Origin of the sequence: Ralstonia edaphi, from assembly GCF_958350185.1 — a bacterium.
In the GTDB taxonomy this organism is placed as follows: Bacteria; Pseudomonadota; Gammaproteobacteria; order Burkholderiales; family Burkholderiaceae; genus Ralstonia; species Ralstonia edaphi.
Genome location: NZ_CATWHI010000003.1, coordinates 759008 through 783067 on the forward strand (window position 1 = coordinate 759008; position 24060 = coordinate 783067).

The 24060-nt window shown below is 65.9% G+C and carries 26 protein-coding genes and 1 pseudogene; 15 read left to right on the forward strand and 12 right to left on the reverse strand.

Features of this window, described 5'->3' with window-relative positions; all coding sequences use genetic code 11:
• Positions 1–18 precede the first annotated feature (18 nt).
• A complete protein-coding gene (locus R2669_RS13975; RefSeq protein ID WP_316900679.1) occupies positions 19–816 on the reverse strand; it encodes an IclR family transcriptional regulator in 798 nt (265 codons plus the stop codon).
• 194 nt (positions 817–1010) lie between these two features.
• Between R2669_RS13975 and R2669_RS13980 the strand changes: the two genes are divergently transcribed.
• The 5 genes from R2669_RS13980 to R2669_RS14000 all read left to right on the forward strand — a co-directional run bounded on the left by R2669_RS13980 (position 1011) and on the right by R2669_RS14000 (position 5002).
• A complete protein-coding gene (locus R2669_RS13980) occupies positions 1011–1775 on the forward strand; it encodes an ABC transporter substrate-binding protein (protein ID WP_147218707.1) in 765 nt (254 codons plus the stop codon).
• 21 nt (positions 1776–1796) lie between these two features.
• Positions 1797–2468, forward strand: coding sequence for an ectoine/hydroxyectoine ABC transporter permease subunit EhuD (ehuD, locus tag R2669_RS13985; protein ID WP_147218705.1), 672 nt, complete (start codon positions 1797–1799; stop codon positions 2466–2468).
• A 2-nt stretch (positions 2469–2470) separates the two neighbouring features.
• The gene (locus R2669_RS13990) at positions 2471–3232 is read left to right on the forward strand and encodes an amino acid ABC transporter ATP-binding protein (protein ID WP_316900871.1); all 762 of its coding nucleotides are present in this window, start codon (positions 2471–2473) and stop codon (positions 3230–3232) included.
• Entirely contained in the window at positions 3229–4539 is a 1311-nt protein-coding gene (locus R2669_RS13995) for an NAD(P)/FAD-dependent oxidoreductase (protein ID WP_316900681.1), read from the forward strand. The genes R2669_RS13990 and R2669_RS13995 overlap by 4 nt, the downstream gene beginning before the upstream one ends.
• A 73-nt stretch (positions 4540–4612) precedes the next feature.
• Entirely contained in the window at positions 4613–5002 is a 390-nt protein-coding gene (locus tag R2669_RS14000; protein ID WP_147218701.1) for an RT0821/Lpp0805 family surface protein, read from the forward strand.
• Positions 5003–5073: 71 nt separating this feature from the next.
• Here the strand turns inward: R2669_RS14000 and R2669_RS14005 are convergent, their stop codons facing one another.
• On the reverse strand, positions 5074–5937 hold the full coding sequence (locus R2669_RS14005) for a DMT family transporter (RefSeq protein WP_316900684.1): 864 nt from the start codon (positions 5935–5937) through the stop codon (positions 5074–5076).
• 373 nt (positions 5938–6310) lie between these two features.
• On the reverse strand, positions 6311–6583 hold the full coding sequence (locus R2669_RS14010) for a metal/formaldehyde-sensitive transcriptional repressor (protein WP_027678743.1): 273 nt from the start codon (positions 6581–6583) through the stop codon (positions 6311–6313).
• A 97-nt stretch (positions 6584–6680) separates the two neighbouring features.
• Here R2669_RS14010 and R2669_RS14015 point away from each other — a divergent pair, with 97 nt between their 5' ends.
• Together R2669_RS14015 and R2669_RS14020 are read left to right on the forward strand one after the other, a co-directional pair.
• Positions 6681–7805 (forward strand): nickel/cobalt efflux protein RcnA, encoded by a 1125-nt coding sequence (locus R2669_RS14015; RefSeq protein ID WP_316900686.1) that lies wholly within the window; start codon positions 6681–6683, stop codon positions 7803–7805.
• Positions 7806–8024: 219 nt separating this feature from the next.
• Positions 8025–8333, forward strand: a complete 309-nt coding sequence (locus tag R2669_RS14020; protein ID WP_316900687.1) for a hypothetical protein — start codon at positions 8025–8027, stop codon at positions 8331–8333.
• Between the two features lie 53 nt (positions 8334–8386).
• On the opposite strand, the gene R2669_RS14025 is transcribed toward R2669_RS14020, so the two are convergent.
• Entirely contained in the window at positions 8387–9283 is an 897-nt protein-coding gene (locus R2669_RS14025) for a LysR family transcriptional regulator (protein ID WP_045785360.1), read from the reverse strand.
• A 98-nt stretch (positions 9284–9381) separates the two neighbouring features.
• On the opposite strand from R2669_RS14025, the gene tam reads away from it, so the two are divergent.
• Entirely contained in the window at positions 9382–10161 is a 780-nt protein-coding gene (gene tam, locus R2669_RS14030; RefSeq protein WP_316900689.1) for a trans-aconitate 2-methyltransferase, read from the forward strand.
• Positions 10162–10247: 86 nt separating this feature from the next.
• Here tam and R2669_RS14035 read toward each other — a convergent pair whose 3' ends face one another.
• Both R2669_RS14035 and argC read right to left on the reverse strand, forming a co-directional pair.
• A complete protein-coding gene (locus R2669_RS14035; protein WP_027678748.1) occupies positions 10248–11084 on the reverse strand; it encodes a bifunctional allantoicase/(S)-ureidoglycine aminohydrolase in 837 nt (278 codons plus the stop codon).
• Positions 11085–11222: 138 nt separating this feature from the next.
• Positions 11223–12155, reverse strand: a complete 933-nt coding sequence (argC, locus tag R2669_RS14040) for an N-acetyl-gamma-glutamyl-phosphate reductase (protein WP_316900691.1) — start codon at positions 12153–12155, stop codon at positions 11223–11225.
• Between the two features lie 115 nt (positions 12156–12270).
• Here argC and R2669_RS14045 point away from each other — a divergent pair, with 115 nt between their 5' ends.
• Entirely contained in the window at positions 12271–13155 is an 885-nt protein-coding gene (locus R2669_RS14045) for a LysR family transcriptional regulator (RefSeq protein WP_316900693.1), read from the forward strand.
• Between the two features lie 168 nt (positions 13156–13323).
• Positions 13324–14643 carry an MFS transporter gene (locus R2669_RS14050; RefSeq protein WP_316900695.1) on the forward strand — a complete coding sequence of 440 codons (1320 nt, stop codon included), beginning with the start codon at positions 13324–13326 and terminating at the stop codon, positions 14641–14643.
• 4 nt (positions 14644–14647) lie between these two features.
• Here R2669_RS14050 and R2669_RS14055 read toward each other — a convergent pair whose 3' ends face one another.
• From R2669_RS14055 to R2669_RS14075, 5 genes are all read right to left on the reverse strand, one after another.
• A complete protein-coding gene (locus R2669_RS14055) occupies positions 14648–15079 on the reverse strand; it encodes an SRPBCC family protein (protein ID WP_316900697.1) in 432 nt (143 codons plus the stop codon).
• A gap of 48 nt (positions 15080–15127) precedes the next feature.
• Positions 15128–15565 (reverse strand): carboxymuconolactone decarboxylase family protein, encoded by a 438-nt coding sequence (locus tag R2669_RS14060; RefSeq protein ID WP_147218668.1) that lies wholly within the window; start codon positions 15563–15565, stop codon positions 15128–15130.
• Between the two features lie 78 nt (positions 15566–15643).
• On the reverse strand, positions 15644–17101 hold the full coding sequence (gene pdxR / locus R2669_RS14065) for a MocR-like pyridoxine biosynthesis transcription factor PdxR (protein WP_316900700.1): 1458 nt from the start codon (positions 17099–17101) through the stop codon (positions 15644–15646).
• 75 nt (positions 17102–17176) lie between these two features.
• Positions 17177–18391, reverse strand: a complete 1215-nt coding sequence (locus R2669_RS14070; RefSeq protein WP_316900702.1) for an NnrS family protein — start codon at positions 18389–18391, stop codon at positions 17177–17179.
• A gap of 28 nt (positions 18392–18419) precedes the next feature.
• Positions 18420–19625, reverse strand: coding sequence for a globin domain-containing protein (locus R2669_RS14075; RefSeq protein ID WP_316900703.1), 1206 nt, complete (start codon positions 19623–19625; stop codon positions 18420–18422).
• Positions 19626–19855: 230 nt separating this feature from the next.
• Between R2669_RS14075 and R2669_RS14080 the strand changes: the two genes are divergently transcribed.
• The 5 genes from R2669_RS14080 (at position 19856) to R2669_RS14100 (ending at position 23618) form a co-directional block, all read left to right on the forward strand.
• Positions 19856–20335, forward strand: coding sequence for an RrF2 family transcriptional regulator (locus R2669_RS14080; protein WP_147218674.1), 480 nt, complete (start codon positions 19856–19858; stop codon positions 20333–20335).
• Between the two features lie 181 nt (positions 20336–20516).
• Positions 20517–20900, forward strand: coding sequence for a DUF2795 domain-containing protein (locus tag R2669_RS14085; RefSeq protein ID WP_147218676.1), 384 nt, complete (start codon positions 20517–20519; stop codon positions 20898–20900).
• A 26-nt stretch (positions 20901–20926) separates the two neighbouring features.
• The gene (locus R2669_RS14090) at positions 20927–21469 is read left to right on the forward strand and encodes a DUF4142 domain-containing protein (protein ID WP_316900704.1); all 543 of its coding nucleotides are present in this window, start codon (positions 20927–20929) and stop codon (positions 21467–21469) included.
• 34 nt (positions 21470–21503) lie between these two features.
• The gene (locus tag R2669_RS14095; RefSeq protein WP_316900705.1) at positions 21504–21710 is read left to right on the forward strand and encodes a hypothetical protein; all 207 of its coding nucleotides are present in this window, start codon (positions 21504–21506) and stop codon (positions 21708–21710) included.
• A gap of 246 nt (positions 21711–21956) precedes the next feature.
• Complete coding sequence (locus R2669_RS14100) at positions 21957–23618, forward strand: S-layer protein (protein WP_316900707.1); 1662 nt, start codon at positions 21957–21959, stop codon at positions 23616–23618.
• Positions 23619–23786: 168 nt separating this feature from the next.
• On the opposite strand, the pseudogene R2669_RS24825 reads toward R2669_RS14100, so the two are convergent.
• Positions 23787–24023: pseudogene (locus R2669_RS24825) on the reverse strand (sensor histidine kinase); the annotation flags it as partial.
• Positions 24024–24060: the final 37 nt, after the last annotated feature.

Consider the following 24060-nt stretch of genomic DNA (forward strand, 5'->3'; position numbering starts at 1 on the left):
ACGCTCCGCTGCCCGCCGCTACCCCAGGGCCCGCACCGACGTGCTGATGGCCCGCGCGCATTGCAGCAGCGCGGGGCCCAGCTTCGCTTCCATCTCTTCCGCCGTCCATCGGCCGGTGGGCGCAACAAGGTGGATGGCGCCCAGCGGCCGCCCATTGCTGCTGACGACCGGCGCGGCAATCGTCATGTCGCCGAGGAACAGTTCTTCGCAGTTGGTGGCGTAGCCGCGCTGGCGCGCCTGGCGCAGCGTTTCCATGATGTCCGCCACGTCGGTGCGCGTGTGCATGGTGTGCGCCACGCGCTGCGAACTTTCGACGATGGCCTGCGCTTCGGGCATCGGCAACGCGCTCAGGTAAGCGCGGCCAGACGCGGTGCAATACATCGGGATGCGGGCGCCGATGGGCATGTGCACCGGCACGAAATGCGCGCTCACGAAGCGTGCGACATACACCATCTCGTCCTGATCGGGCTCCGTTAGGCACGAGGTTTCGGTGGTCATCTTGGTGAGTTCGGCCAGGAACGGATTGGCCACGTCGATCAGCGTGTCGGCGGCCAGGTAATTGAAGCCGATCTTCATCACTGCGGGGGTGAGCTGGTAGCGCCGCGTCTGGGGATGCTTGCGCAGGTAACCGAGCTGCTCCAGCGTGTAGACCATGCGCTGCGCCGAGCTTTTGTTGATGCCGGCGGCGGCGGCCACGTCAGCAATCGTCATCGTGCGGCGCTGCGCGTTGAAGGCGCCGAGCACGGCCAGCCCTTTCTCCAGCGACTGGTTGAACAGCAGGTCGGGGGCGTCGGCAGGTTCAGCGGCGTCGGTCATGACAAGTGGCGGTTCGGTGACAAATCAACGAACAAAGAATCGCATATCGATTCACATACGTCGATTAGTGGTTTTCCATAGTTATTTATCGATTCGTTACGTTCGAATATTGGCACAACCATTGCATTACGTTGAGCCAGTCCCCGTGCATGCGCGTTCGGGGTGCGTCTTTTTCCGTTGCCTGGAGGATTGCCATGTCTGTTGTCACCACCTTCCGTCGCGCTGCACTGGCGTTGTGCATGCTCGGCACCGCATCGTTTGCCTGGGCGCAGGGTGCGCCGGCCACCTACAACGTCGGTGCCACGGCCACGGGCGTGCCGTTCACGTTTCTGGACGTGAAGACGAATTCCATCCAGGGGATGATGGTCGACACCGTGACGGCCGTGGGCAAGGCCGGGGGCTTCAACGTGAACGTGCAGCAGACGGTGTTCTCGGCGCTGATTCCGTCGCTCACGTCCAACAAGATCGACATCATCTCGGCGGCGATGCTCAAGACGCCGGCGCGCGCGCAGGTGGTGGATTTCTCCGACCCGGTCTACTCGTACGGCGAAGGCCTGATCGTCAAGGCTGACGACGCCAAGAACTACGCCACGCTTGATGACCTGAAAGGCGAGGTCGTTGGCGCGCAGGTCGGCACGGTGTTCCTCGACATGCTCAACAAGAAGGGCATCTTCAAGGAAGTGCGCAGCTACGACTCGGTGGCCGACATGACGCGCGACCTGGCGCTGGGCCGTATCAAGGCCGGCCTGGGCGACCAGCCGATCATCGCGTACCAGATCCGCCAGAACGCCTTCCAGGGCGTGAAGCTGGCGGCCGGCTACAAACCCGCCAACGTAGGCGACGTGTGCCTGGTGGTGCGCAAGGGCGATACCGAAACGCTCAACCGCCTCAACAAGGCCATCGCCAAGATCAAGGCCGATGGCACGCTCGATGCCATCGTGAAGAAGTGGGGCATCTGATTTTCGGATCGGTGATGCGCCATGAGTGTTGCAACGTTTCTTGAGAACGCGCAGGACTTCCTGCCGATCCTGCTGAAGGGGGCGGTGGTCACGGTGGAGGTGACCGTGCTGTCGTTCCTGCTCAGCAGCGTGATCGGCCTGGGGCTTGCGCTGATGCGCCTGTCGCCCGTCAAGGCCGTGTCTGCGGCCGGGGCGACGATCGTCAACATCATTCGGGGGCTGCCGATCATCGTGCAGCTCTTCTACATCTATTTCGTGCTGCCGGACATCGGTATTCAGCTGACCGCGTTTCAGGCGGGCGTGATCGGGCTGGGCATTGCGTATTCGGCGTATCAGGCCGAGAACTTCCGCGCCGGCATCGAAGCGGTCGACCCCGGCCAGCGTGAAGCGGCGCAGGCCATGGGCATGCGCGGCGCGCTGATCATGCGGCGCGTGATCCTGCCGCAGGCGTTTCGCATTGCGCTGCCGCCGTACGGCAACACGCTGGTGATGATGCTCAAGGATTCGTCGCTGGTGTCCACCATCACGGTGGCGGAAATGACGCGTGCGGGGCAGCTCATTGCCTCGTCCACGTTCCAGAACATGACGGTCTACACGCTGGTCGCGCTGCTCTATCTGGTGATGAGCCTGCCGCTGGTGTTCGGCCTGCGCAAGCTGGAACACCGCATGGGCGCGGGGAGGGCCAAACGATGAGCATGATCGAGATCCGCGATCTGCAGAAACACTTTGGCGACCATCACGTGCTGCGCGGCGTGAGCCTGCACGTGAACAAGGGCGAGGTTGTCTGCCTGATCGGCCCGTCGGGCTCGGGCAAATCGACGGTCCTGCGCTGCATCAACGGGCTGGAGTCGTACGACGGCGGCGAGATCCGCGCCTTTGGCGAACGCGTCGACCAGCACAGCAAAACGATCCACACGCTGCGCAGCCGCATGGGCATGGTGTTCCAGCGCTTCAACCTGTTCCCGCATCGCAGCGTGCTGGAAAACGTGATGGAAGGCCCGGTCTACGTGAAGGGCGAGCGCCCCGAAGCCGCACGTGCCAAGGCGATGGCGCTGCTGGAAAAAGTGGGCCTGGCCGCCAAGGCAGAGGCCTATCCGGCGCAGCTTTCCGGCGGCCAGCAGCAGCGCGTGGCGATCGCCCGCGCGCTGGCGATGGAACCCGAGGCGATGCTGTTTGACGAGCCCACGTCTGCGCTCGACCCCGAACTCGTCGGCGACGTACTTGAGGTGATGCGCGCACTCGCCCGCGAAGGCATGACGATGATCGTCGTCACGCACGAGATGGGTTTTGCGCGCGAGGTGGCGGACCGCGTATGCTTCCTGCACAGCGGCACCATCGTCGAAGAAGGCCCAGCCGCGCAGGTCCTGGGCGCCCCGCGCCAACCGCGCACGCAGGATTTTCTGCGCCGCGTGCTGCACAAACCCGCCGATGCTCCCGCCGGAGACCTCGCGCCATGACGCAGCCGCAACTCGACATGGCTGCAAGCGGCGAGCCGCTGCCGCCCTCGCTATGGGCCGCCACGGCGCCTGCTGCACCGCCTACACCTGCGTTGATGGAATCGATCACCACCGATGTGCTCGTCATCGGCGGCGGTTACACCGGGCTGTCCACCGCGCTGCATCTGGCCGAACGCGGCACGCAGGTCACCGTGCTCGAAGCCAACGATCCGGGCTGGGGCGCTTCCGGGCGCAACGGCGGGCAGGTCAACCCGACGCTCAAGCACGACCCCGATGAACTGGTGAGCCTGCTGGGCGCCGCGCGCGCCGAACCGTTGATCGACACCGTCTCGCGCTCCGCCGATCTGGTGTTCGACCTGATCGACCGGCACCGCATCGACTGCCAGCCCGTGCGTGCCGGGTGGCTGCAGCTTTCCTATTCGGACAAGGCTGTGCCCGCGCTGCACGCCCGCGCACGGCAATGGGAAAAGCGCGGCGTGCCGGTGGAAATGCTGGACCGCGCCGCCGTCGCGCAACGTGTGGGCACCGAGGCGTTTGCCGGCGCGTGGCTCGACGGCCGCGCGGGCGCCATCCAGCCGATGGCGTATGCACGCGGCCTGGTGCGTGCCGCGCAGAATGCAGGTGCCGCCGTGCATGGCCGCACGGCCGTCACCGCGCTGGAGCGGCAAGGCACGCAGTGGAGCGCCACCACCAGCACGGGCGCAACGGTGCGTGCGCAGCGCGTGGTGATCGCCACCAACGGCTACACCGGTCCGCTCTGGCCGGGCCTGGCGCAGACGGTGCTTTCGGCCAACAGCTTCATCGTCGCCACCAAGCCGCTCAAGACGGCTGAAGCCGAGCGCATTCTGGCGCGCGGCGAAACGGCTTCCACATCGCAACGGCTGCTGCTGTATTTCCGCAAAGACGCAGCCGGGCGCCTGCTGATGGGTGGACGCGGCTTCTTTTCCGAGCCGCGCGACGCGCAGGATTTTGCACACCTCGAACGCTCACTGGAGCTGCTCTTTCCACAACTCGGCCCGCTGGAATACGAATACCGCTGGGCCGGCCGCATCGCCATCACGCGCGATTTCATGCCGCACATTCACGAGCCGGCACCGGGCATCACGATGGCGCTGGGTTGCAATGGGCGCGGCATCGCGTTGTGTACGAGCCTCGGCCAGCACATTGCCGCGCGGCTGGCGGGCAGTGGCGAGGCGTTTCCGTACCCCGTATCGCCCATCACGCCGATCCCGCTGCATGGCCTGCAGCGCTTCTACATTGCGGCGGGCGTGGCGTGGTACAGCCTGCTCGACAAGCTGGGCGGCTGAGCACAGCGACACCCCAGGCCGGTGCGGCATGGTCTAGGATGAAGGCTCCTTTTCGTCACATCCTGGGGGACCCATGTCGCATCGCCGCCGTCTTGCGCTCGCTTGTGCGGGCGCCGCGCTGTTTGCTGCCGCCACGCCGTCGTTCGCCTATTTCCGCAACGTGCTGGCCAGCACCATCATCGGCTCAATGAGCCCGACGGAGTTGAAGTCGTTCACCAAGGCCATCGGCGATGCGCTCAAGAGCACCGCCGACAACACGCCGGCGCAATGGACCTCGCCGGCCAGAGGCAAGCAGGCCGCCGTCGACGCGACCATCACACCGCTGGAATCGAAGACGGACGCCGGCCAGCCGTGCCGCCGTCTGCAGAGCGAACTGACGCGCGGCAGCAGCAAGGAGCAGTGGACGGCGTGGCTGTGCAAGCAGCCCAGCGGCGAATGGAAGTTGCGGCAGCTGGCGCAGTAAGGCAACGGCCACCGGGCGGTTTGTAGCGGGAGCGAGCCGCCCAGATCCAGCGGCTCGCCCGGCGGCGGCGCTCAGCGGATCGCCCGAAACGCCACCGCCAACCCCAGCAAAATCATCGCCATGCCCGCCATCGCAACAAGCGCCAAGCGATGCCCCAGCACAAGCTCATCCAACAGCGCCGTCACCACCGGCACGAGGTAGAACAGGCTCGTCACGTTCACAAGATTGCCGCGCTGCATGAGCCGGTAGAACAGCAGCTGCGCTCCCACCGATATCACCACGCCCATCCACAGCAAGGCGGTGATACCGGGCAGGCTTGGCGCGAGCGCCAGCGATTGCGCAGGCAGCGCGAAAGCAAACGCCGCACACATCACGAGGCTCACCGCGTTCTGCAGCGGCAGCGTATCGATGGGCGACTGGTTCAGCCGCTTCTGGCCGATGGCGCCGACCGTCATGCACAACAGCGCGGCCAGCGCATAGCCGAGACCGGCCATCGGCACCTGATGCGCATCGGCGCCGCCCACCACCAGCGAAAGGCCGCCCAGCGCGAGGACGAGGCCGGCCATCCGCGGTGCGGACCAGGTACGTTCAGTCACGAGCAGCGTCAGCAGCGGCTGCACGCCGAGCACCGTGGCCAGTAGCCCGGGCGTGAGGCCGCGGTCCAGCGCGAGCAGATAGCAGATCGAATAGCCGCCGGTCAGCAAGGCACCGGTGGCGGCGACCTTCAGCCGTGAGCCCGGCGCCGGCCACCACTGCCTGCGCCGGAGCCCGAGGCCCGCCAGCACCAAAGACGCGAGCGCAAAGCGCCCGACCAGAAACGCGAACGCCGGGACATGCTGCACCCCGATCTCCGCAAAGATTGCACCGCTGCTCCACAGCAGCACGAATAGAACCGTCGCGCCGGACCCTGCCAGCGCGGCTTGCATGGAACGCATTCCACTCACCTGTCGAAAAGAGATGTCGGGTTCCGGCGCGCAGGCAAGCGCCTGCCTCGGGCGTGTGCCCGAGGCAGGTTCAGGTCAACCGGAAACGAAGCGGCTGGAAATCAGCCGAGAGCGGGCGGCGGCGGCGGCGGCTGTGCAGCGACCGCGTCGTAGCCCCAGGAGACGACAGGAGGCGGGAAAGGCCCAGGCTGCACGCACACGTCATCCACGCGGGCGCGATGGCCGGCGGCGAGGAGGGTGGCGTGAAGTCGGGACATGAAGACGAAGATTCAGAGAATCAAAGAGGCGATAAATCGGAATTGGCCGATGGCGTCTGAGCAGACTATCGGGATCGCGCGCTGGGCGCAAGGGCGGCGCGTTACGGTTACTTCAGGTACGACTTGATCACCTGCATCACCGCATCGAGGTCTTCCTGACGTTGCGCCTCGGCAGGTTCCTTCACGACGTGATCGGTCAAGTGACCCTCGATGACCGCTGCCATCAGTCCGTTGACCGCACCGCGAATCGCCGCGATCTGCTGCAGGACGGCCGTGCAATCGCCCTCGTCGGCGAGTTGTTTTTCCAGCGCAGCGGCCTGCCCCTGGATGCGCCGCACGCGCGCCAGCAGCTTGGCTTTGTCGCGGATGGTATGAGCCATGGGTCGGGTATCGAGGTGAGGTGAACGACGCGCGAGAGTAGCATCACTATACTCGGGGGGAGTATATTTCGCGTACCCCGAATTCACTGCCTTCCCCATGACCGCGTTCACCACCCTGCTGCAGCAAGGCAACGCCTGGCTGTTCGTTCCCAGCGCGATCCTGCTCGGTGCGCTGCATGGCCTGGAGCCCGGGCATTCCAAGACGATGATGGCGGCGTTCATCGTTGCGATCCGCGGCACGCTCACGCAGGCGGTGTTGCTTGGGCTGTCGGCCACGGTGTCGCATACGGCGGTGGTGTGGGCGGTGGCCATGGCCGGCCTCTACTTCGGCCGCAACTGGAACGCAGAAACGACCGAGCCGTATTTTCAGATGGTGTCGGCCGTGCTGATCGTGGCCGTGGCAGCGTGGATGATGTGGCGCACCTGGCGCAGCACGCACGCGGCGCACGACCACGATCATCATCACCACGATCACGGCCATGACGAGATCCAGCGCATCGACACCGGCCACGGCGTCGTGCAACTCGCCATCTTCGAAGATGGCGTGCCGCCGCGCTTCCGGCTGACGCGCGAGGGCACGCGCGGCACCGCATGGTCGGCCGATCAGGTGCAAGTCGTGACCGAGCGGCCCGACGGCAGTCGGCAAACCTTCCGCTTCGTCCAGCGCGACGGCTTTCTGGAATCGGAGCACGTCATTCCCGAGCCGCATGCTTTCGTAGCGCGCCTGTCGCTCGGGCACGAACACCATCGGCATGACTATGACGTCACGTTCACCGAGCATGACCATGATCACGACCATCATCACCACCCCGGGCTCGATGTGTCGTCTGCCGAATACCAGGACGCCCACGAACGCGCGCACGCCAACGACATCCGCCGCCGCTTCACCAACCGTGAAGTCACCACCGGCCAGATCATCGTATTCGGGCTCACGGGCGGGCTGATTCCGTGCCCGGCGTCGATCACCGTGTTGTTGCTTTGCCTGCAGCTCAAGAAGATCACCCTGGGCGCGGCGCTCGTGCTGTGCTTCAGCATCGGGCTGGCCCTCACGCTGGTGGCCTCCGGCGCGCTCGCCGCGCTGAGCGTGAAGCACGTCTCCCGGCGCTGGGGCGGCTTTGGTGAATTTGCACGCAAGGCGCCGTACCTGTCAGGCGTGCTGATTGCCCTCGTGGGGTTGTACGTGGGGTGGCAGGGCGTGCACGGGTTGATGCAACTGCCGTAGCAACGTCTGCGTGTTTGGTGTGACAAGGCTGCATCCATTGCCGCGCGGCCTGCGTATCTGCAGGTACAGGCTGAGGCTGGTGCGGCATGTTTTTCGTCGATGCAGTGTCAGGTTTGCATGCGCACCGCGACCAACCTGTGGGATCCGGGCGGCCACGCGCCGCTAGCGATCCAATGGATGCCGCCTCCGGCGGCACGTTCACCGCACGAGGAGTTCATCATGCACACCCGCCGCCTTACCCTGGCCTTGCTTGCTACGCTTTCCGCTTCCGCCGCGCTGTTCATCGCCCAACCGGCTTCGGCCGCGCAGGCCAAGTACGACCCGTACACGCAAGGTGCCGTGGACAAGACGGCCCCGTTCACGCAGGGCGCTGACCGCCAGGCCGACACCTATGGCTATCTGTCGTGGAAGTACGATCGTTTCGACCCGTATGCGCAAGGTTCGGATCGTCAAGCCAGCGCACACGACGTGCTGGCGTGGCGCGGAGATACGAGCTACCCGGGCAGCACGGACGGCGCACGCGCGTGAAGGGCCGGCATGGCGTGAGAGGGACCGTGTAAGCGCGGCCCTCCACGCGAGCCTCACTTCACCGAGGTTGCCCCGTCGACGATCCGGTCATACAACGCACGCGCTGCAGGCGACAGCTGCGCTGCCTTGCGCGTGACGAGCACCAGCGTGCGCGACACTTCGGGCTCGACCAGCTCCACCGTACGAATCATCGGATACGCGTTCTTCTGCATCGCCAGCCGCGGCACCACCGCTGCGCCCAGGCCTTCGGCCACCAGCCCGAGCGCCGTTGAACTGCGCTGCACTTCATAGAACGAATGCAGCGTCACGCCGCTTGCCTTGAGTGCGCCGTCGAGCAGGCTGCGGTTGCCGCTCACCTCGCCGGCAAAGATGAGCGGGTGGGGCTGCAGGGCCTGCCACCGGATGCGGCGGCGCTTGGCGAGCGGATGATCGTCGCGGCAGACGAGGACGTACGGATCGCTGGTCAGCGGCACGCTCACGAGTTCCGGATGCTGGTCACCGGCAATGCTGATGCCGAACTCGGCCTCACGACGCAGCACCGCCTGCAGCACCGACGCCGAGGCGTGGTCGAGAATCTTCACCCGATCGTGCGGGCGGTGCTCGGAGAACGCGCGCAGGATGCGCGGGAGGTAGTGCACGCCCACCGTCGGCACGCAGGCGATCGTGATGTCGCCGCGCTGGCTCAGGCCGGTCTCGCGAATCTCCGTGAGCGCATCGGACAGCTCGTTGAGCAGCCGACGCGCCTGCGGCAGAAAGCGCTGACCGATTTCCGTTAGCTCGGTCCGGCGCGTGGTGCGCTCCACCAGCGCCACACCAAGAAACGCCTCCAGCTTGCGCAGGCGCTGCGTGATGGCGGTCTGCGTCACGTGCAGCGTATCGGCGGCTTGCGTAAAGCTGCCGCTCTCCGCAATCGCCACGAATGCCTGCACGCCGAGCGTATCGATTTTCATCAACGTTATGAATCAATTCGGAAATTGAATTCATTTTACTGATCGATTGGGAAACCTGACACTTTGCGCATCCCGCAAACAACGACAAGGAGCGCATCGTGACGACCCCACACGATTGGTACGCCAAGCAGTACGTGCAATTCGAGGATGAGCGGACGCGACCGGTCCGAGACCTGCTCGCCGCGGTGCCGCCCACGCCCATCCATATCGCCATCGATATCGGCTGCGGACCGGGCAATTCGACGGAAGCGCTGATGGCGCGTGCGCCCGCCGCAGCCGTTCGCGGCATCGACGCCTCGGCCGACATGATTCAAGCCGCCCGCAAGCGCCTGCCGGAGGTGCGCTTCGATGTCGCCGACATTGCTGCGTGGGATGAGCCGGGTGCGTATGACCTGATCCTCGCCAATGCGGTGCTGCAGTGGCTGCCGGCGCATGAAAAGCTGTTTCCGAAACTCGTCGGCAAACTTGCTGTGGGTGGCCATTTGGCCGTGCAGATGCCGGACAACCTCGACGAACCGGCGCACCGCCTGATGCGCGAAGTGGCCGCTGCGGGGCCGTGGGCCGGCAAGCTCAAGGGCGTGGAGCGCACGGAACGCTTCGATGCGCGCCGCTATTACGCGCTGCTCGCGCCGCTGTGTTCGCGCGTGGACGTGTGGCGCACCACGTACATGCATCCGCTGCAAGGCGGCGCAGATGCGGTCGTCGAATGGTTTAAGGGCAGCGCGCTGCGGCCCTTCCTCGCCGCGTTGAGCGAGGACGAGCGCCCCGCATTTCTCACCCGCTATCGCGACGCGATTGCCCAGGCCTATCCGGCACTCGACGACGGCACGGTGCTGCTGCCGTTTCCGCGCCTGTTCATCGTGGCGACGCGCAAGTAGGCGCAATCGCAGAAGCAGAAGCGCCGCCATGAAAAAAAGCCCGACGGCAAATACCGGCGGGCTTTTTTATCCGACCTCTGCGTCGCTTAACGCGACGGGTTCAGGGTCAGGTTCATGTGACGGTTCACATCCTTGTACAGCAGGTAACGGAAGCGGCCAGGGCCCCCCGAATAGCAGGCCTGCGGGCAGAACGCGCGCAGCCACATGAAGTCGCCGGCTTCCACTTCGACCCAGTCCTGATTGAGGCGATAGACGGCCTTGCCTTCGAGCACGTACAGGCCGTGTTCCATCACGTGGGTTTCGGCGAACGGAATCACGCCGCCTGGCTCGAACGTGACGATGTTGACGTGCATGTCGTGGCGCATGTCGCTCATGTCGACAAAGCGCGTCGTCACCCAGGCGCCGTTGGTGCCCGGCATCGGGATCGGCTCGACGTCCTGCTCGTTCGTCACGAAGGCTTCCGGCAGGGGAATGCCATCGACAACCTGGTAGTGCTTGCGGATCCAGTGGAAGCGCACCGCGGCGTCGCTCACGTTGTGCAGCGTCCAGTCGGCACCCGGCGGGATGAACGCGTAGCCGCCCGGCGTGAGCGTGTGCTTCTTGCCCTGCAGCGTCAGCTCGGCTTCGCCTTCGACGACGAACAGCACGGCTTCGGCGTTCTTGTCCTGCTCGGGCTTGTCGCTGCCGCCGCCCGGGTTCACTTCAACGATGTACTGCGAGAAGGTCTCGGCAAAACCCGACAGCGGGCGGGCGATCACCCACAGGCGCGTCTGGGTCCAGAACGGCAGCCAGCTCGTGACGATGTCGCGCATCACCCCCTTGGGGATCACCGCGTACGCCTCGGTGAACATCGCACGATCGGTCAGCAGATCCGTCTGCGGCGGATGGCCGCCATGCGGCGCGTAATACGTGGTCTTAGACATGTTGCATTCAGGCAATGGGTTGGTCCGGCCCCGAGCGCAAACAGCAACAGGCGGTTCGTACGCGGGCGGCGTTGACGATAGCGAAGTCGCCCGCAATCGACCAATTAAATGTTCCGATAACTTCCATTCGATTTCCCACTACCGCGCCAGCATCAGATCAAGGTTCTGGACCGCCGCGCCGGATGCGCCTTTGCCGAGGTTGTCGAATACCGCCGTGAGCAGGACCTGACCGTGGTCGTTGGCGAACACGCCCAGCCGCATGTCGTTGGTGCCGTTAAGCGCCTGCGGATCGAGATGCGGCAGGGCGGACGGCGCCTGCAGCGGCATCACGTCCACATGCTGCGCGCCGGCGTAGTGGTCGGCCAGACATGCGTGCAGCGCGGTCCCATCAACGCCGGCGTTGAGCAGACGCAGCTCCAGCGGCACCGTCAGCACAATGCCCTGGCGATACGCGCCGTAGGCCGGGACGAACATCGGCCGCTGCGTGAGCCCGGCGTGCAGTTGGATCTCCGGCGTGTGCTTGTGCGCCAGACCCAGCCCGTACACCTGGAACGGCAGGGCGTTTGCCGCCTCCGGCCCCTCGTAGGTTTCCACCGCGGCGCGGCCACCGCCCGAATAGCCGGACACGGCATGAATGCTGATCGGGTAATCCGCCGGCACAAGGCCCGCCTGCACGAGCGGGCGCAGCAGCCCGATCGCGCCGGTCGGGTAGCAGCCCGGATTGGTCACGCGCGACGCGCCCGCAACACGTTGAGCTTGCCCTTCGCTCATTTCCGGAAAGCCGTAGACCCAGCCCGGCGTGGTGCGATGCGCGGAGCTGGCGTCGATCACGCGCACACCCGGGTTGACGATGGCCGCGACCGCCTCGCGCGCGGCCGCGTCAGGCAGACACAGGATGGCGATATCGCAGGCGTTGATGGCTTCGGCACGGCGTTGCGCGTCTTTGCGGGCGTCGGCGGGAAGCGTCAGCAGTTTCAGGTCTTGCCGCTCGACACGGCCGCGCAGACGCTCGTGGATTTGCAGGCCGGTGGTGCCTTGGTCGCCGTCGATGAAGACGAGGGGCGTGGACATGGCGGGGCGCTCCCAGGGAAAGAAGTTGGTGATGAATGCGAGCCCCCATCTTCGAGCGCGACCTAGAATATGAAAAGTTGAATTTCACAACCGTCACCTTCAGCGTTTCTGAATCATGCGAGAGATCAGCCTGGACCGCCTGCGCACGCTCGTCGAAGTTGCCCAGCGCGGTTCGTTTGCCGACGCGGCGCGGGCGCTGCATCTGGCGGCGCCCACCGTCAGCCTGCACATTGCCGAACTCGAAGATCGCGTGGGCGCGCAGTTGCTCTCTCGCAAGCGCGGGCAGGTGCAGCCCACCGCCATCGGCGAGGTGATGGTGGAGCGCGCCCGCAAGCTGCTGGCCGATGCCGAGCAGGCGCTGGACGACATCCAACGCCAGGTGCAGGGACTGAGCGGGCGCGTACGGCTGGGCGCGTCCACCGGCGCCATCGCCCACTTGCTACCGCAGGCGCTGGAGGTGCTGCGGCAAGACCACCCCGGCATCGACGTGCAGGTGGCGGTGCTCACGTCGCAGGAAACGCTGGCGGGGCTCGCCGATGGCGCGCTCGACATTGGCCTTGTGGCGCTGCCGCAATCGCAGGTGGCGGGGCTCGCCATCAAGCCATGGCGGCGCGATCCGGTGATGGCGTTCCTGCCGGCGCACTGGACGAGCCCAGCGCGCATCACGCCGGCTTGGCTGAGCGCGCAGCCGTTGATCCTCAACGACGCCACCACGCGTCTGTCGCGCCAGACGACAGAGTGGTTCGCCACGGACGGTTATCACCCCGTGCCGCGCATCCAGCTCAACTACAACGATGCCATCAAAAGCCTCGTTGCCGCCGGTTATGGCGCTACGCTGCTCCCGCACGAGGCGTCCGCCGCACCGTCGGATGTGCGCATCACCATGCGGCCGCTGCGGCCTGCGTTGTGGCGCGAACTTGGCATCGCGCACCGGGCGGGCAACGTCGAGCGATCGACCCAGCATGTGCTCGACGTGCTTTGGATGCTGCGCGCGAAATAGCGCATTGCGCGCCTTGGCACCGTGACGAGGCGGAGAATCCGCTGAATAAGGTTTGACTTCTTGTGTCGCGACAACTATCTTAAGATATGTTTTTCGACACAACCCGGCGCGCTTGGCTGTCCCTTCCGAGCCGCGCGCGCCGCCCCCTCCCTTTCTTTCTTCGCCCTCATGCCTCTACTTGATCCCTCGCGCGAGCGCAGGTTGCTCTGGCTGCTCGCGCTCACGCAGTTCACCGTCATCATGGATTTCATGGTGATGATGCCGCTTGGTCCGCAGATCATGCATACGTTTGGCATCGGCCCGGCGGCGTTCGCCACGGCCGTGTCGGTGTATTCACTGTGCTCGGGTGCCTCCGGCCTGCTGGCCGCCACCTATATCGACCGCTTTGACCGGCGCCGGCTGCTGCTAGCCGTCTACGGCCTTTTCACGCTCGCCAACCTGGCCTGCGCGCTGTCGGGCAGCTACGGCATGCTGCTGTTTGCACGCGCGTTTGCGGGCGTTACGGGCGGCGTGCTGGGGTCGATCATCATGGCTGTCTTGTCGGACGTGGTTCCGCCCGCGCGGCGCGGCGCGGCCACCGGCGTGGTGATGTCGTCATTTGCGCTGGCTGCCATGGCGGGCGTGCCCGTGGGCATTGCGATTGGCGCGCACTTCGGCTGGTCGGCGCCGTTCTTCCTGCTGACGGCACTCACGGTGCTGATCTGGCTGGGCGCGCGGCAAACGGTTCCGCCGCTGGCCGAACATCTGGCCGGCAATCGCAGCCAGACGCTGGGCGAGGTGCTCTCCGGCCTGTGGCGGTTGCTCACCAACCCGCGCCATCTGCGCGCCTTCGTGCTGACCTTCGTGATGATGGGCTCGCACATGCTGGTGATTCCGTTCATCTCGCCGGTGCTGGTGGCCAACCACGGCGTGGCGCCTGAAAACCTCTCGTGGCTGTATGTGGCGGGCGGCGCGGCGTCGTTCTTCAGCTCGCGCGCCGTCGGCAAGCTGGCCGACCGCTACGGCCGCCGCCGCGTGTTCGTGGGCGCGGCACTGCTGGCGTTCATTCCGGTGCTGCTCATGACGCATCTGCCCGACTGGCCCTTCATCGGCATGCTGCTGTTCTTCCCGTTCTTCATGGTGATCCTCTCCAGCCGCATGGTCCCGATGCAGGCATTGATGACGACGGTGCCCGCCCCGCAGGTGCGCGGCGCGTTCCTGTCGGCCAACAGCGCGGTGATGTCGGTGGGGACTGGCGTGGGTGCGTGGGTGGGCGGGCTGCTGCTGTCCGCCGGTGCCGGCGGCCGTATCGAGGGCTATGGGCTCAACGGCTGGCTGGCCGTGGCGGCGGGGCTGTTCTGCGTGTTCTGGGTGAGCCAGGTGAAGGGCTCGGATGCGCAAGGCGATCCGTCTCTGGCGGCATCGCCTGCAGCACCGGCATCTGCTGCACCTGCCGGCGCGTCCGGTCCGCAAACGGTGCCGCAAGCACCGCAGGCGGAAAAGGCCTGAGCGGTTATTCGGCTTCCAGCACCGTCTTCAGCTTCACCAGGTCGCGCTGCACCCATTCGGCATCGGCGTCGAACTGCGCATCGTCCATGTTCGGCTGCTGAAACAGCGTGAGCGAGACGGTGGTGCCGGCGCCGTTGCGCACCACGCGCAGCGGCACGTACACGATCGATCCATCCGGCAGGCGCACCCAGTGATCGGCGATGCCAAATTCATTGGGCGGGCTGAAGCGGATAAACACGGTGCCTTCGTCGCTGTTGGGCGCGGCCTTGGCGATCCACTCGTCGGGTGCGGCGCCCGAACCCTGCGTACCGGGCGCGAGCCCTTCCGACAGGCCGGTCGCCCAGATCGGAAAGTTCAGCGGCTCGGCCAGGAACATGGCCACGTCATCGAAGTGACGCTCGATATTCACGCTTAGGGTGCGGACGTCGTGCAGCATGGGGCCTCCGTGTGCGGCATTCGCCGTGCGAGGCAGTATATGCGGCGCTCAGGCGGGCAGCTTGCGAAAGCTGATGGCCAGGCGGTTCCACGTGTTGATGGTGCTGACCAGCAGCGTCAGGTCGACCAGCTCGGCATCGGAGAACTGCGCGCGCACGGCCTGCCAGACCTCGTCGGGCACGTGCGTTTCTGCGACGAGGGTGACGGCTTCCGTCCAGGCCAGCGCGGCGCGTTCGCGGTCGGTGAAGAAGGGCGTTTCATGCCAGACCGAGACGGTGGCCAAGCGGCGGTCGTCTTCGCCGCCCTTGCGGGCATCGGCGGTGTGCAGGTCGACGCAATAGGCGCAGCCGTTGATTTGCGAGGCACGCAGGCGCACGAGTTCTGTCAACGGCTTTTCCAGCGTGCTTTTGCCCAGCGCTTTTTCGAGGCCCAGGACCGCCTGGATGGCGGCGGGATTGCTTTGATAGAAGTCGAGGCGGGGTTCCATGAGAGGCTCCTGTGCTTGAGAACTGGAGCCAGTCTAGGCGCGCAGGTGGCACCTTGAAATTGCCAATCCCCGCGAATATCAGGTAGCCACCGTGGCCAGCACTTCTGCCAGCTTGCCGAGCCCGGCGTCGATCTCGGCAACGTTCACGTGGCCGTAGCCGATCAGCAGCCCGGGCTGCGGCGGCCGCGCCACATACATCCGGGCGGTGCCGTACAGCCCGACGCCCACGCTTTCCGCCAGCTTCACCAGCTCGGCTTCGGGAAACGGCGCGTGCACCTGCGCTGCCATGTGAATGCCTGCCGCTGACGGCACGGGCACCAGCCACGGCGCCAGCGGCCCACGCAGATGCCGCAGCAGCGCATTGCGGCGCGCTGCGTATTCCTTGTGCATGCGGCGCAGGTACTTGCCGAAATCGCCGTCGAGCATGAACTTGGCCAGCGCCGCCTGCATGAGCGATTCACTGTGCCAGTCGGCCACCTGCTTGGCGTGCCGCAGCGGCGCCACGAGCGAGGCCGGCGGCACCACGTAGCCGATGCGCAGCTCCGGAAAGATCGTCTTGGAAAACGTACCCACATAAGCGACGCAACCCGCAGCGTCCAGGCTCTTGAGCGATTCCATCGGACGGCCGTCGAAGCGGAATTCGCTGTCGTAGTCGTCTTCGATGATGAGCGCGTCATGCCGTTGCGCCCAGTCGAGCAGTTGCGCGCGGCGCGCAAGGCTCATCGGCATGCCGAGCGGAAACTGGTGCGACGGTGTCACGTAGACGAGCTTGGCGTGCTCGGGCAGCGCATCGACGACGAGGCCTTCGGCATCGACCGGCACCGGCACGACATTCGCACCAAGGGCCTGCAGCGCAATGCGCGCGGGCGGGTATCCCGGATCTTCGATGGCGACGGTGTCGCCGGGGCGCACCAGCATGCGCGCGATCAGATCGATAGCCTGCTGCGCGCCATGCGTGACGACAATATCGGCCCAGGCACACACCACCGCGCGACTGAATGCGAGATAGCGCGAGATGGCCAGGCGCAGCGCCTGGTCGCCCGCCGGATCGTGATAGCCGCCGCGCCCGCGCGCCTGCTGGCGCAACGCGTGCGCAACACAGCGGCGCCACACGTCAAACGGGAACAAACGCTTCTCGGTCACGCCTCCCACAAAGTCGTAAACGATATTCGCGCGCGGCATGGGGAGCACCGCCGGCATGTTGTTCCAGGGTGTGTCGAAAGTGCGTGCGACCGGCGCAGGCGACGCCAATTGCGCCGCAGGCGAGGCCGTCGGCGTGCGTGCGCGCAATCCTTCGGTGGCCTCAGCGACGAAGGTGCCGGAGCCGGCGCGCGTGCGCAGATAGCCCTCGGCGATGAGGCGTTCGAATACGTCCAGCGTGGTCTTGCGCGACACCCCGATCTGCAGCGCCAGGTCCCGCGTGGAAGGCAGACGCTCGCCCGGCACGAGCCGGCCGTCGAGGATGGCGGTGCGGAGTTGTCGATAGAGCTGGCCGGCAAGGTCATGCCGGCCGTGGATCGTCAAATGGACATCCATCGTGGGCGCAGTGTGCAGAGGGGCTGCGCCATTCTACGGAAGCTGCCGGCCAGGACGAACGGCCGACGCTGAAGCTCAGCCCTCCCGGCCGTCAGCGCGCGGCGCCATCAGCCACGGCGTGTAGCGCCACAGGTACGCCACGAACGCCGCCACCCACAGCAGGCTCGCCCCGCCGATCCACACCTCGCGCGGCAGCAACGCGGGGCCTGCCACGCGCACGACTGCAGCCAGCGCGATGGCGGCGTAGGCGAAATTCTCTGCCCGCCCCGTGCGCAGCATCCGGCCGGTATGGCCGAGCGCGGTGCGCGTGATCATCGCGATGATGGCGCCGCCGATGGCTCCGGCCGTGAGCGCATGCAGCGCGGTGGAACGGTCGCCCCAGCCGAGTGCAGCCGCTGCCAACATGGCAAAGCCGACGGGCAGGAAGGCATACGCCGCATGCAGGATGGAGACGATGGGCGTGCGCAGCGTTCGGCGTGTGTCCCAGCCGGCCCAGCGGACGGCCTGCACGACTGCTGCCGCCGCAAACACGGTGGCAGGAACGATGCCTTGCAGCGGCGTCGCCAACATGACGACTGCGAGCGCCGTTGCAGGCACGATTGCGCGCTCGGCCCAAACCACGCGGCGGACATGCACGCCCGGAACCGCGTTGGACGTGAACATCGGGATGACGCGCCCGCCGATGACCGTGACGAACAGGCAGACCAGCCCGGCGGCCGCATCCAGGCAACGCAGTGCGGCCAGCGGCGCCTCCAGCGCCAACGCGGCATGGAACGCCGCGTTGATGGCACCGAGCACCAGGAGCGCGATCGCCAGCCCGTAGTTGCGTGCGCTCTTCGCGCGCCGCAAGACGCGCAGGAACGCCACGCCGCACGCCGGCAGGAACGCCACGTCCGCAGCCACAGCCAGCGGCACGGGCCCGGTCCACATCAGCACACGTGCCGCCAACCACAGCCCGGCGAGCGCGGCGAGTTGCGTGCCTTGCGGCGTCTGCAGGCCGGTCCAGTTCTTTCCCGCTGTGAAAAGGAAACCGACCACCACCGCCGCCGCAAAACCGAACACCATCTCGTGCGCGTGCCAGAACAGCGGCGCCATGGTGGCCGGACCTTGGGCCGAGGGCAGGACACCCAGCAGCAACGCCGCCCACAACGCCATGCCCAGCGCGGCAAATGCCGCAGCGAGCAGGTAGAACGGCCGGAAGCCGAGCGCGAAGACGGCCCGCCCCGAGTAAGGCACGCGGCTTGCCGGGTCGGGCTTGCCGATGGTGAGCAACGGGGCTTGGCGGGGCATGGTGATTTCCGTGGTTCAGGTCAGAGAGTCAGAGAATGTCGTCCAGCAGGTCGGGGCCGAACACTTCGCGGTGGATGCGCTCCGACGGCACGCCGCTGGCGAGCAGCGCAGCACGCTGTGCCTGCATGAACGGCAGCGGGCCGCAGAGATAGAAGTCCGCTTCCGTCGCGTTGTCGCGCACGAACGTGTCCACCGTCATGCGGCCGGGCCGTGCGGGGCGCGATGCGAATTCCGCGGCTTCGCCGGATTCCAGGAACACATGCGCCTCGAATGCCGGCAGCGCCTGGGCCGCACGCTCCAGATCGTCGACGTGAGCAACATGTGACGCGGCGCGCGCGGCGTGGCTGAACACGATCTTGCGTGCGCTGTTCTCCTGCGCGAGCGTGTTGAGCGCCGAGATCATGGGCGTGATGCCAACACCCGCCGACATCAGCACGATCGGGTTGTCGGTCGCCAGTTGCGGCACAAAGTCGCCGTAGGGCTGGCTGACCAGCAGGACGTCGCCTTCGCGCGCATTGGCATGCAGCCAGCTCGACACGGTGCCCGCCGGGCGGTCAACGTCACCGGCATCACGCTTGACCGAGATGCGCCACGTGCGGCCATTCGGCGCGTCCGACAGGCTGTACTGGCGCTGCTGCAGCGCGCCCGGCGCCAGCTCCACCTGCACCGAGATGTATTGACCCGGCAGGAAATCGGCCAGCGGCGCACCACCCACGGCTTCGAGCGTGAGCGACACCACGTCTTCGGCCTGCTGACGGCGGCTGACAATGCGCACCGGCTGGCGATGGTCGGGGCCGCTGCCGGTGTGCTGGTACAGGCGCGCTTCAGCGGCGATCAGCTCGGCGGCGAGCAGCCAGTAGGCTTCGTCCCAGGCGGCAAGCAGGTCGGGCGTGGCAGCATCGCCCAGCACTTCGGCAATGGCACCCAGCAGGTGGCGCGCAACGATCGGATAGTGGCTCGGCTTGATACCGACAGCGGCGTGCTTATGCACGATACGGTTGACCACAGGCACAAGCGCCGCGTTGTTGCCATGGTTGGCGGCATACGCAAACACCGCCGAAGCCAGCGACTGCTGCTGCGACCCGTTGGCCTGGTTGCCCATGTTGAACACGTTCGTCAGCTCGGGGTGGCTGGCGAACATGTTGCGATAGAAGGTCTGCGTGATGGTCAAGCCATGCTCGCGCAGCACGGGAACGCTGGCATCGATATAGGGCTTGGACTTGTCGGACAGCATGCTGGACTCCAAATATGCGTGAAATATGCAACAAATAAGACGGGGGGCGCCGTCACGCTTTGTTTTGGATGGCCTGGTGCTCAGGCAACCGCTTGCATTGGATTCTATTAAACGTATATTTGTGATGCAACAAATTGACCTGCGGCAAACCGGCGCATCTCGTGCGCAACTTCCCGATAAGATGTGCCTCTCATGAATGTTTCTACCTGCGGCAACGCCGCACGCCCGCCATGCGACTGACCGACTACACCGACTACGCCCTGCGCACGCTGATCTACGTGGCTGTGCACCCGGACGAGCTCGTCACGATCCAGCGCATTGCGGATGCCTTCGACATTCCCAAGAATCACCTCATCAAGATCGTCCAGCAGCTTGGTCAGGACGGCTTCCTGCATACCGTGCGAGGGCGCTCTGGCGGCATCACGCTGGGCCGCCCGGCCGCCGAAATCAACCTCGGCGACGTGGTGCGCGCCACCGAACCCGACTTCCGCATGGTCGAGTGCTTCCACGGCGACGACAACCATTGCGTCATCACGCGCGTGTGCGGCCTGCGCGGCGTGCTGCACGCGGCGTTGCGGGCGTACTTCGAGGTGCTCGATGGGTACACGCTGCAGGATCTGGTCGACAAACCCAACGCGGTCAGTCGCGCATTGGGAGAGGCACCACTGCCGATGCCGCGTGCGGCCCGGCGCAAAAGCGTAGCAGCGTAAGCGCTCGCCAGAGTTGCCGTAGCACGCACTGAAGCACGATGTCGGGCCTACGTAACTAAGCTGTCGCCCGCCCACTCCGCTCCCCCCGACCACCGCCCGCAGGCATGTTCGCTGCTGCAAAACGGTCGTGGGCCGCGCCATTTCCGGCAGCGGCCCGATCAACCCGACCAGCGGAGGTGTCATGAAACCCACTCGCGACAAGAGCAAGCACGCGTCGCATTCGAAATCGACGTCGCAGAGCAAACGCAGCAGCGCATCGGCCAAGGAGCGCGGCGGACACGCCAGCCAGGGCAGCGCAGGCAAGTCGTCCGAACGTGCGGGTGCCAAGTCGCACGAGCGCGGCGCGCATGGCGGGGGCAGCAGCGGCGAACACGCAACGCATTCGCCGATCGGCATCCAGAAGGCCCTGAAGGGCGCGTCGTACCCCGCCAAGAAGCAGGAGCTGCTGAAAACCGCGCAGGCAAACGGCGCGGATGACAGCACGCTGAAAACGCTGCGCGACATGCCCGACGACGAGTACGACACGCCGGCCGCGGTTTCGAAGGCCGTCAGCAACGAAAAGTGATGCGCACTCGCGCAGGAGGACAGCTCATGAACAGATCGACACAGCATATTGTTGGCATCCGGCGCGTTGCCGCGCTGCTGGTGGCGGGTGCGCTCGGCTTTGGTGGCGCGTTGAGTGTGGCGCGTGCCGCAGCGGACAAGTCCGACACGACGTTCGTTACCAAGGCCGCGGCCTCGGGCATGCTCGAAGTGCAGGCCAGCCAGGTTGCGATTACGCGCGCGAGCAACCCCGACGTGCGCGCCTTCGCACAACGGATGGTGAAGGACCACACCACCGTCGGCGACGAACTCAAGACCCTGGCCGGCAAGAAGGGCATTACGGTGCCCGATAGCCTGCCCGCAGACGAACGCGCCAAGGTCGACAAGCTCAGTGCGCTTGAAGGCGCGAAGTTCGACAAGGCCTACGCCGACGAGGTGGGGGTGAAGGCGCACAAGGAGGCAGTTTCCTTGTTCGACAAGGCCTCGAAGGATGCGAAGGACCCCGACATCAAGGCGTTCTTCTCACACAACCTGCCGGCGCTGCGCGAGCACTTGCAGATGGCGGAACAGCTGAAACCCGCGGTGAAATAACGCGGCCGCCGCAACATCACTGACAGAGGTGACCATGAATAACCGACACCAGAAGGGCGCCGGGCACGCCTCCGGCGACGATACGTTTCTGACCGATGTGTCGGAAACCGATGCCGAAGGCACGACGGTGCGCGAAGCGGAAGTCCGCGAGCGCGACATGTCAGAGGTCGGCGGGCGCAAATCGCACCACCAGCCCGCCGGCGAGGAAGAGCGCGATACGTCCGCCAAGGACGCCCCTTGACGCCAAACCCGCAGCCCGTTGAACGCGGCCCCTTTTTAGGGGCCGTTTTCTTTGCGCACTGTTTGCGTCCGGCGCCGGCTCGCTTAGGGCCGATCAGCTTCTGTTTTCACACCGGTTCGTCACTAAAACGTCATGGTTTGTCGCCAAGATTCGGCCGCGCAAACGTTTTAGTTCTGCATGAGCCGCCCACACGCATGGGTGGCCGGAGGCGTTTGCCCGACCTCATCGAATCGACAGGAAACCACAATGCTTTCGACCAAGAAGACGCTGCTCGCCATTGCAGTACCGGCATGCCTGACCCTCGGCCTGTACGCGTGCGGCGGCAGTGACGACCCCGCGCCCACGGGCACCGCAGGTACCTCGCCGGCACCGACAACCCCCACCACACCGACAGAGCCAGCCAAGCCGCAAGGCATGTGGACCACGGGCGACCTGCACGTGCACACGGCGGAGTCCGTCGATGCCGTCACGCCGCTGTCGACGGTGCTCGACCACGCGTTCGACCTCAACAGCCTCGACTGGATGGCCGTATCGAACCACCTGCGTCCCTCGCCGCGCGACGCCACCGGCGCCACGCTGGTCGGCGGCTCCATTGCGGCATCGGCCGGCATCGCCAAGTACGAGATGCCCGCCATTGCGCAGGCGCAGGCGGCAGGCAAGTACGCGGGCAAGCTGATCTTCTCCGCCGCCGAGTGGGACATGCCGACGCACGACCACCTGAACGTGGGCATCTTCGAAGGCACCGACAAGCTGCAGACGTCGGCCAAGGGCCTGAACAAGTTCGAGTACTTCTTCACGCAGCAGTCCGCATCGCTGTTCGACCCGAACGATGTGACCGCATGGCAGCAGGAAGGCCCGCGCGCCGGCACGACACACACCGACGTGGTCAATGCCTTCAAGTGGCTCAAGACGAATTACCCGAACACCAGCTACGGCCTGATCAACCACCCGTCGCGCAACCCGGGCAAGTACACGGTGGCGGATTTCCGCGAGTTCAACGACACGGCGCCCGACATCATGTTCGGCATCGAAGGCATGGTCGGCAACCAGATGGAACCCGATCGCGGCGGCTATACCAGCGCCTATATCGACGCCAACCTGAAGAACCGCACCTACGGCGGCGTCGACTACGTGGTCGCGCAAGTCGGCGGCGTCTGGGATGCGCTGCTCGGCGAGGGCCGCCGCATCTGGAACTTTGCCGATTCCGACCACCACTTTGAAGTGGACGCCACGCAGCAGTTCAGCAGCGGCTACTACCCCGGCGAATACGCCAAGACCTATATCTGGCTGCCGGGCACCAGCCCCGACCTGAAGACGCTGCTGGCCGCCATGCGCTCGGGCAAATCGTTCGCCGTGTTCGGCGACCTCATCAACGCGCTGGACTTCCGTGCTGGCACCGCGGCCACATCTGCCGACATGGGTGGCACGCTCACGGCCAAGGCCGGCGACAAGGTGACGATCACCATCCGCTTCAAGAGCCCCGATCACAACAACTATGAGTACCCGCTCGGCAGCGGCTTCAAGGTCAACATGCGGCCGGTGGTCGATCATGTCGACCTGATTGCCGGCGACGTGACCGGCAAGGCCGCGTCGGGCACACCGGCCTATGCAAAGGACACCAACGACTCCACCAAGGTCATCGCCACGTTCACCAAGGCCGACTGGAAGGTCGACGCCGACGGCTACAACACCGTCACGTACACCTACACGGCCGCCAAGAACCAGTACTTCCGCCTGCGCGGCACCAACCTCGGCATGAACGTGTCGGGCGAGACCAGCAACGGCAATCCGCTCCCCGACCAGAAGACCGTGGTGACGGAAAACGCCGCGCGCTTCAACGCCATCAACGATCGCAACTACAACGATCTGTGGTTCTACTCGAACCCGGTGTTCGTGTCGGTGCAATAAGCGCCGCAGCCGTCAGGCAGGCGCGGTGACTGACGCTGCGGCGGGTGCGCTGGTGCGCCGCAGCCACACCGTCACCGCCCGCCCGAAGCTGCCTGGGTCTGCGTGCCTTCCAGGCGCGTGAAGCGCTCCAACACGCGTGTGTACGCCTCGGGCGGAATGCCGGGGCCGTTGTCGATGCGTATCGAGAATCGCCAGCGGCGTGCGCATCTGGTGCGCGGCATGGGCAATGAAGCGCTTCTGCGTGAGCGCGTTGTCGGCAATGCGCCGCTGGTACTGGTTGAACGCGCCGGCAATCGGCTGCAGTTCGTGCTGCCGGCCGTCGCGGTCGAGCGGCGCAAGGTCGGTGGGCGCGCGCGCAAACACATTGCCGGCCAGCCGTAAGAGCGGCCGCAGTTCCACCGGCAGGGTCTACCCGCATTGGGACGTGTGCAGGGGCAGGGGT

Excerpts from the sequence above, each read along its gene's own strand:
- R2669_RS13975 (WP_316900679.1), bottom strand. The coding sequence starts at position 816 with ATGACCGACGCCGCTGAACCTGCCGACGCCCCCGACCTGCTGTTCAAC.
- R2669_RS13980 (WP_147218707.1), top strand. The coding sequence starts at position 1,011 with ATGTCTGTTGTCACCACCTTCCGTCGCGCTGCACTGGCGTTGTGCATG.
- ehuD (WP_147218705.1), top strand. The coding sequence starts at position 1,797 with ATGAGTGTTGCAACGTTTCTTGAGAACGCGCAGGACTTCCTGCCGATC.
- R2669_RS13990 (WP_316900871.1), top strand. The coding sequence starts at position 2,471 with ATGATCGAGATCCGCGATCTGCAGAAACACTTTGGCGACCATCACGTG.
- R2669_RS13995 (WP_316900681.1), top strand. The coding sequence starts at position 3,229 with ATGACGCAGCCGCAACTCGACATGGCTGCAAGCGGCGAGCCGCTGCCG.
- R2669_RS14000 (WP_147218701.1), top strand. The coding sequence starts at position 4,613 with ATGTCGCATCGCCGCCGTCTTGCGCTCGCTTGTGCGGGCGCCGCGCTG.
- R2669_RS14005 (WP_316900684.1), bottom strand. The coding sequence starts at position 5,937 with ATGCGTTCCATGCAAGCCGCGCTGGCAGGGTCCGGCGCGACGGTTCTA.
- R2669_RS14010 (WP_027678743.1), bottom strand. The coding sequence starts at position 6,583 with ATGGCTCATACCATCCGCGACAAAGCCAAGCTGCTGGCGCGCGTGCGG.
- R2669_RS14015 (WP_316900686.1), top strand. The coding sequence starts at position 6,681 with ATGACCGCGTTCACCACCCTGCTGCAGCAAGGCAACGCCTGGCTGTTC.
- R2669_RS14020 (WP_316900687.1), top strand. The coding sequence starts at position 8,025 with ATGCACACCCGCCGCCTTACCCTGGCCTTGCTTGCTACGCTTTCCGCT.
- R2669_RS14025 (WP_045785360.1), bottom strand. The coding sequence starts at position 9,283 with ATGAAAATCGATACGCTCGGCGTGCAGGCATTCGTGGCGATTGCGGAG.
- R2669_RS14035 (WP_027678748.1), bottom strand. The coding sequence starts at position 11,084 with ATGTCTAAGACCACGTATTACGCGCCGCATGGCGGCCATCCGCCGCAG.
- argC (WP_316900691.1), bottom strand. The coding sequence starts at position 12,155 with ATGTCCACGCCCCTCGTCTTCATCGACGGCGACCAAGGCACCACCGGC.
- R2669_RS14045 (WP_316900693.1), top strand. The coding sequence starts at position 12,271 with ATGCGAGAGATCAGCCTGGACCGCCTGCGCACGCTCGTCGAAGTTGCC.
- R2669_RS14050 (WP_316900695.1), top strand. The coding sequence starts at position 13,324 with ATGCCTCTACTTGATCCCTCGCGCGAGCGCAGGTTGCTCTGGCTGCTC.
- R2669_RS14055 (WP_316900697.1), bottom strand. The coding sequence starts at position 15,079 with ATGCTGCACGACGTCCGCACCCTAAGCGTGAATATCGAGCGTCACTTC.
- R2669_RS14060 (WP_147218668.1), bottom strand. The coding sequence starts at position 15,565 with ATGGAACCCCGCCTCGACTTCTATCAAAGCAATCCCGCCGCCATCCAG.
- pdxR (WP_316900700.1), bottom strand. The coding sequence starts at position 17,101 with ATGGATGTCCATTTGACGATCCACGGCCGGCATGACCTTGCCGGCCAG.
- R2669_RS14070 (WP_316900702.1), bottom strand. The coding sequence starts at position 18,391 with ATGCCCCGCCAAGCCCCGTTGCTCACCATCGGCAAGCCCGACCCGGCA.
- R2669_RS14075 (WP_316900703.1), bottom strand. The coding sequence starts at position 19,625 with ATGCTGTCCGACAAGTCCAAGCCCTATATCGATGCCAGCGTTCCCGTG.
- R2669_RS14080 (WP_147218674.1), top strand. The coding sequence starts at position 19,856 with ATGCGACTGACCGACTACACCGACTACGCCCTGCGCACGCTGATCTAC.
- R2669_RS14085 (WP_147218676.1), top strand. The coding sequence starts at position 20,517 with ATGAAACCCACTCGCGACAAGAGCAAGCACGCGTCGCATTCGAAATCG.
- R2669_RS14090 (WP_316900704.1), top strand. The coding sequence starts at position 20,927 with ATGAACAGATCGACACAGCATATTGTTGGCATCCGGCGCGTTGCCGCG.
- R2669_RS14095 (WP_316900705.1), top strand. The coding sequence starts at position 21,504 with ATGAATAACCGACACCAGAAGGGCGCCGGGCACGCCTCCGGCGACGAT.
- R2669_RS14100 (WP_316900707.1), top strand. The coding sequence starts at position 21,957 with ATGCTTTCGACCAAGAAGACGCTGCTCGCCATTGCAGTACCGGCATGC.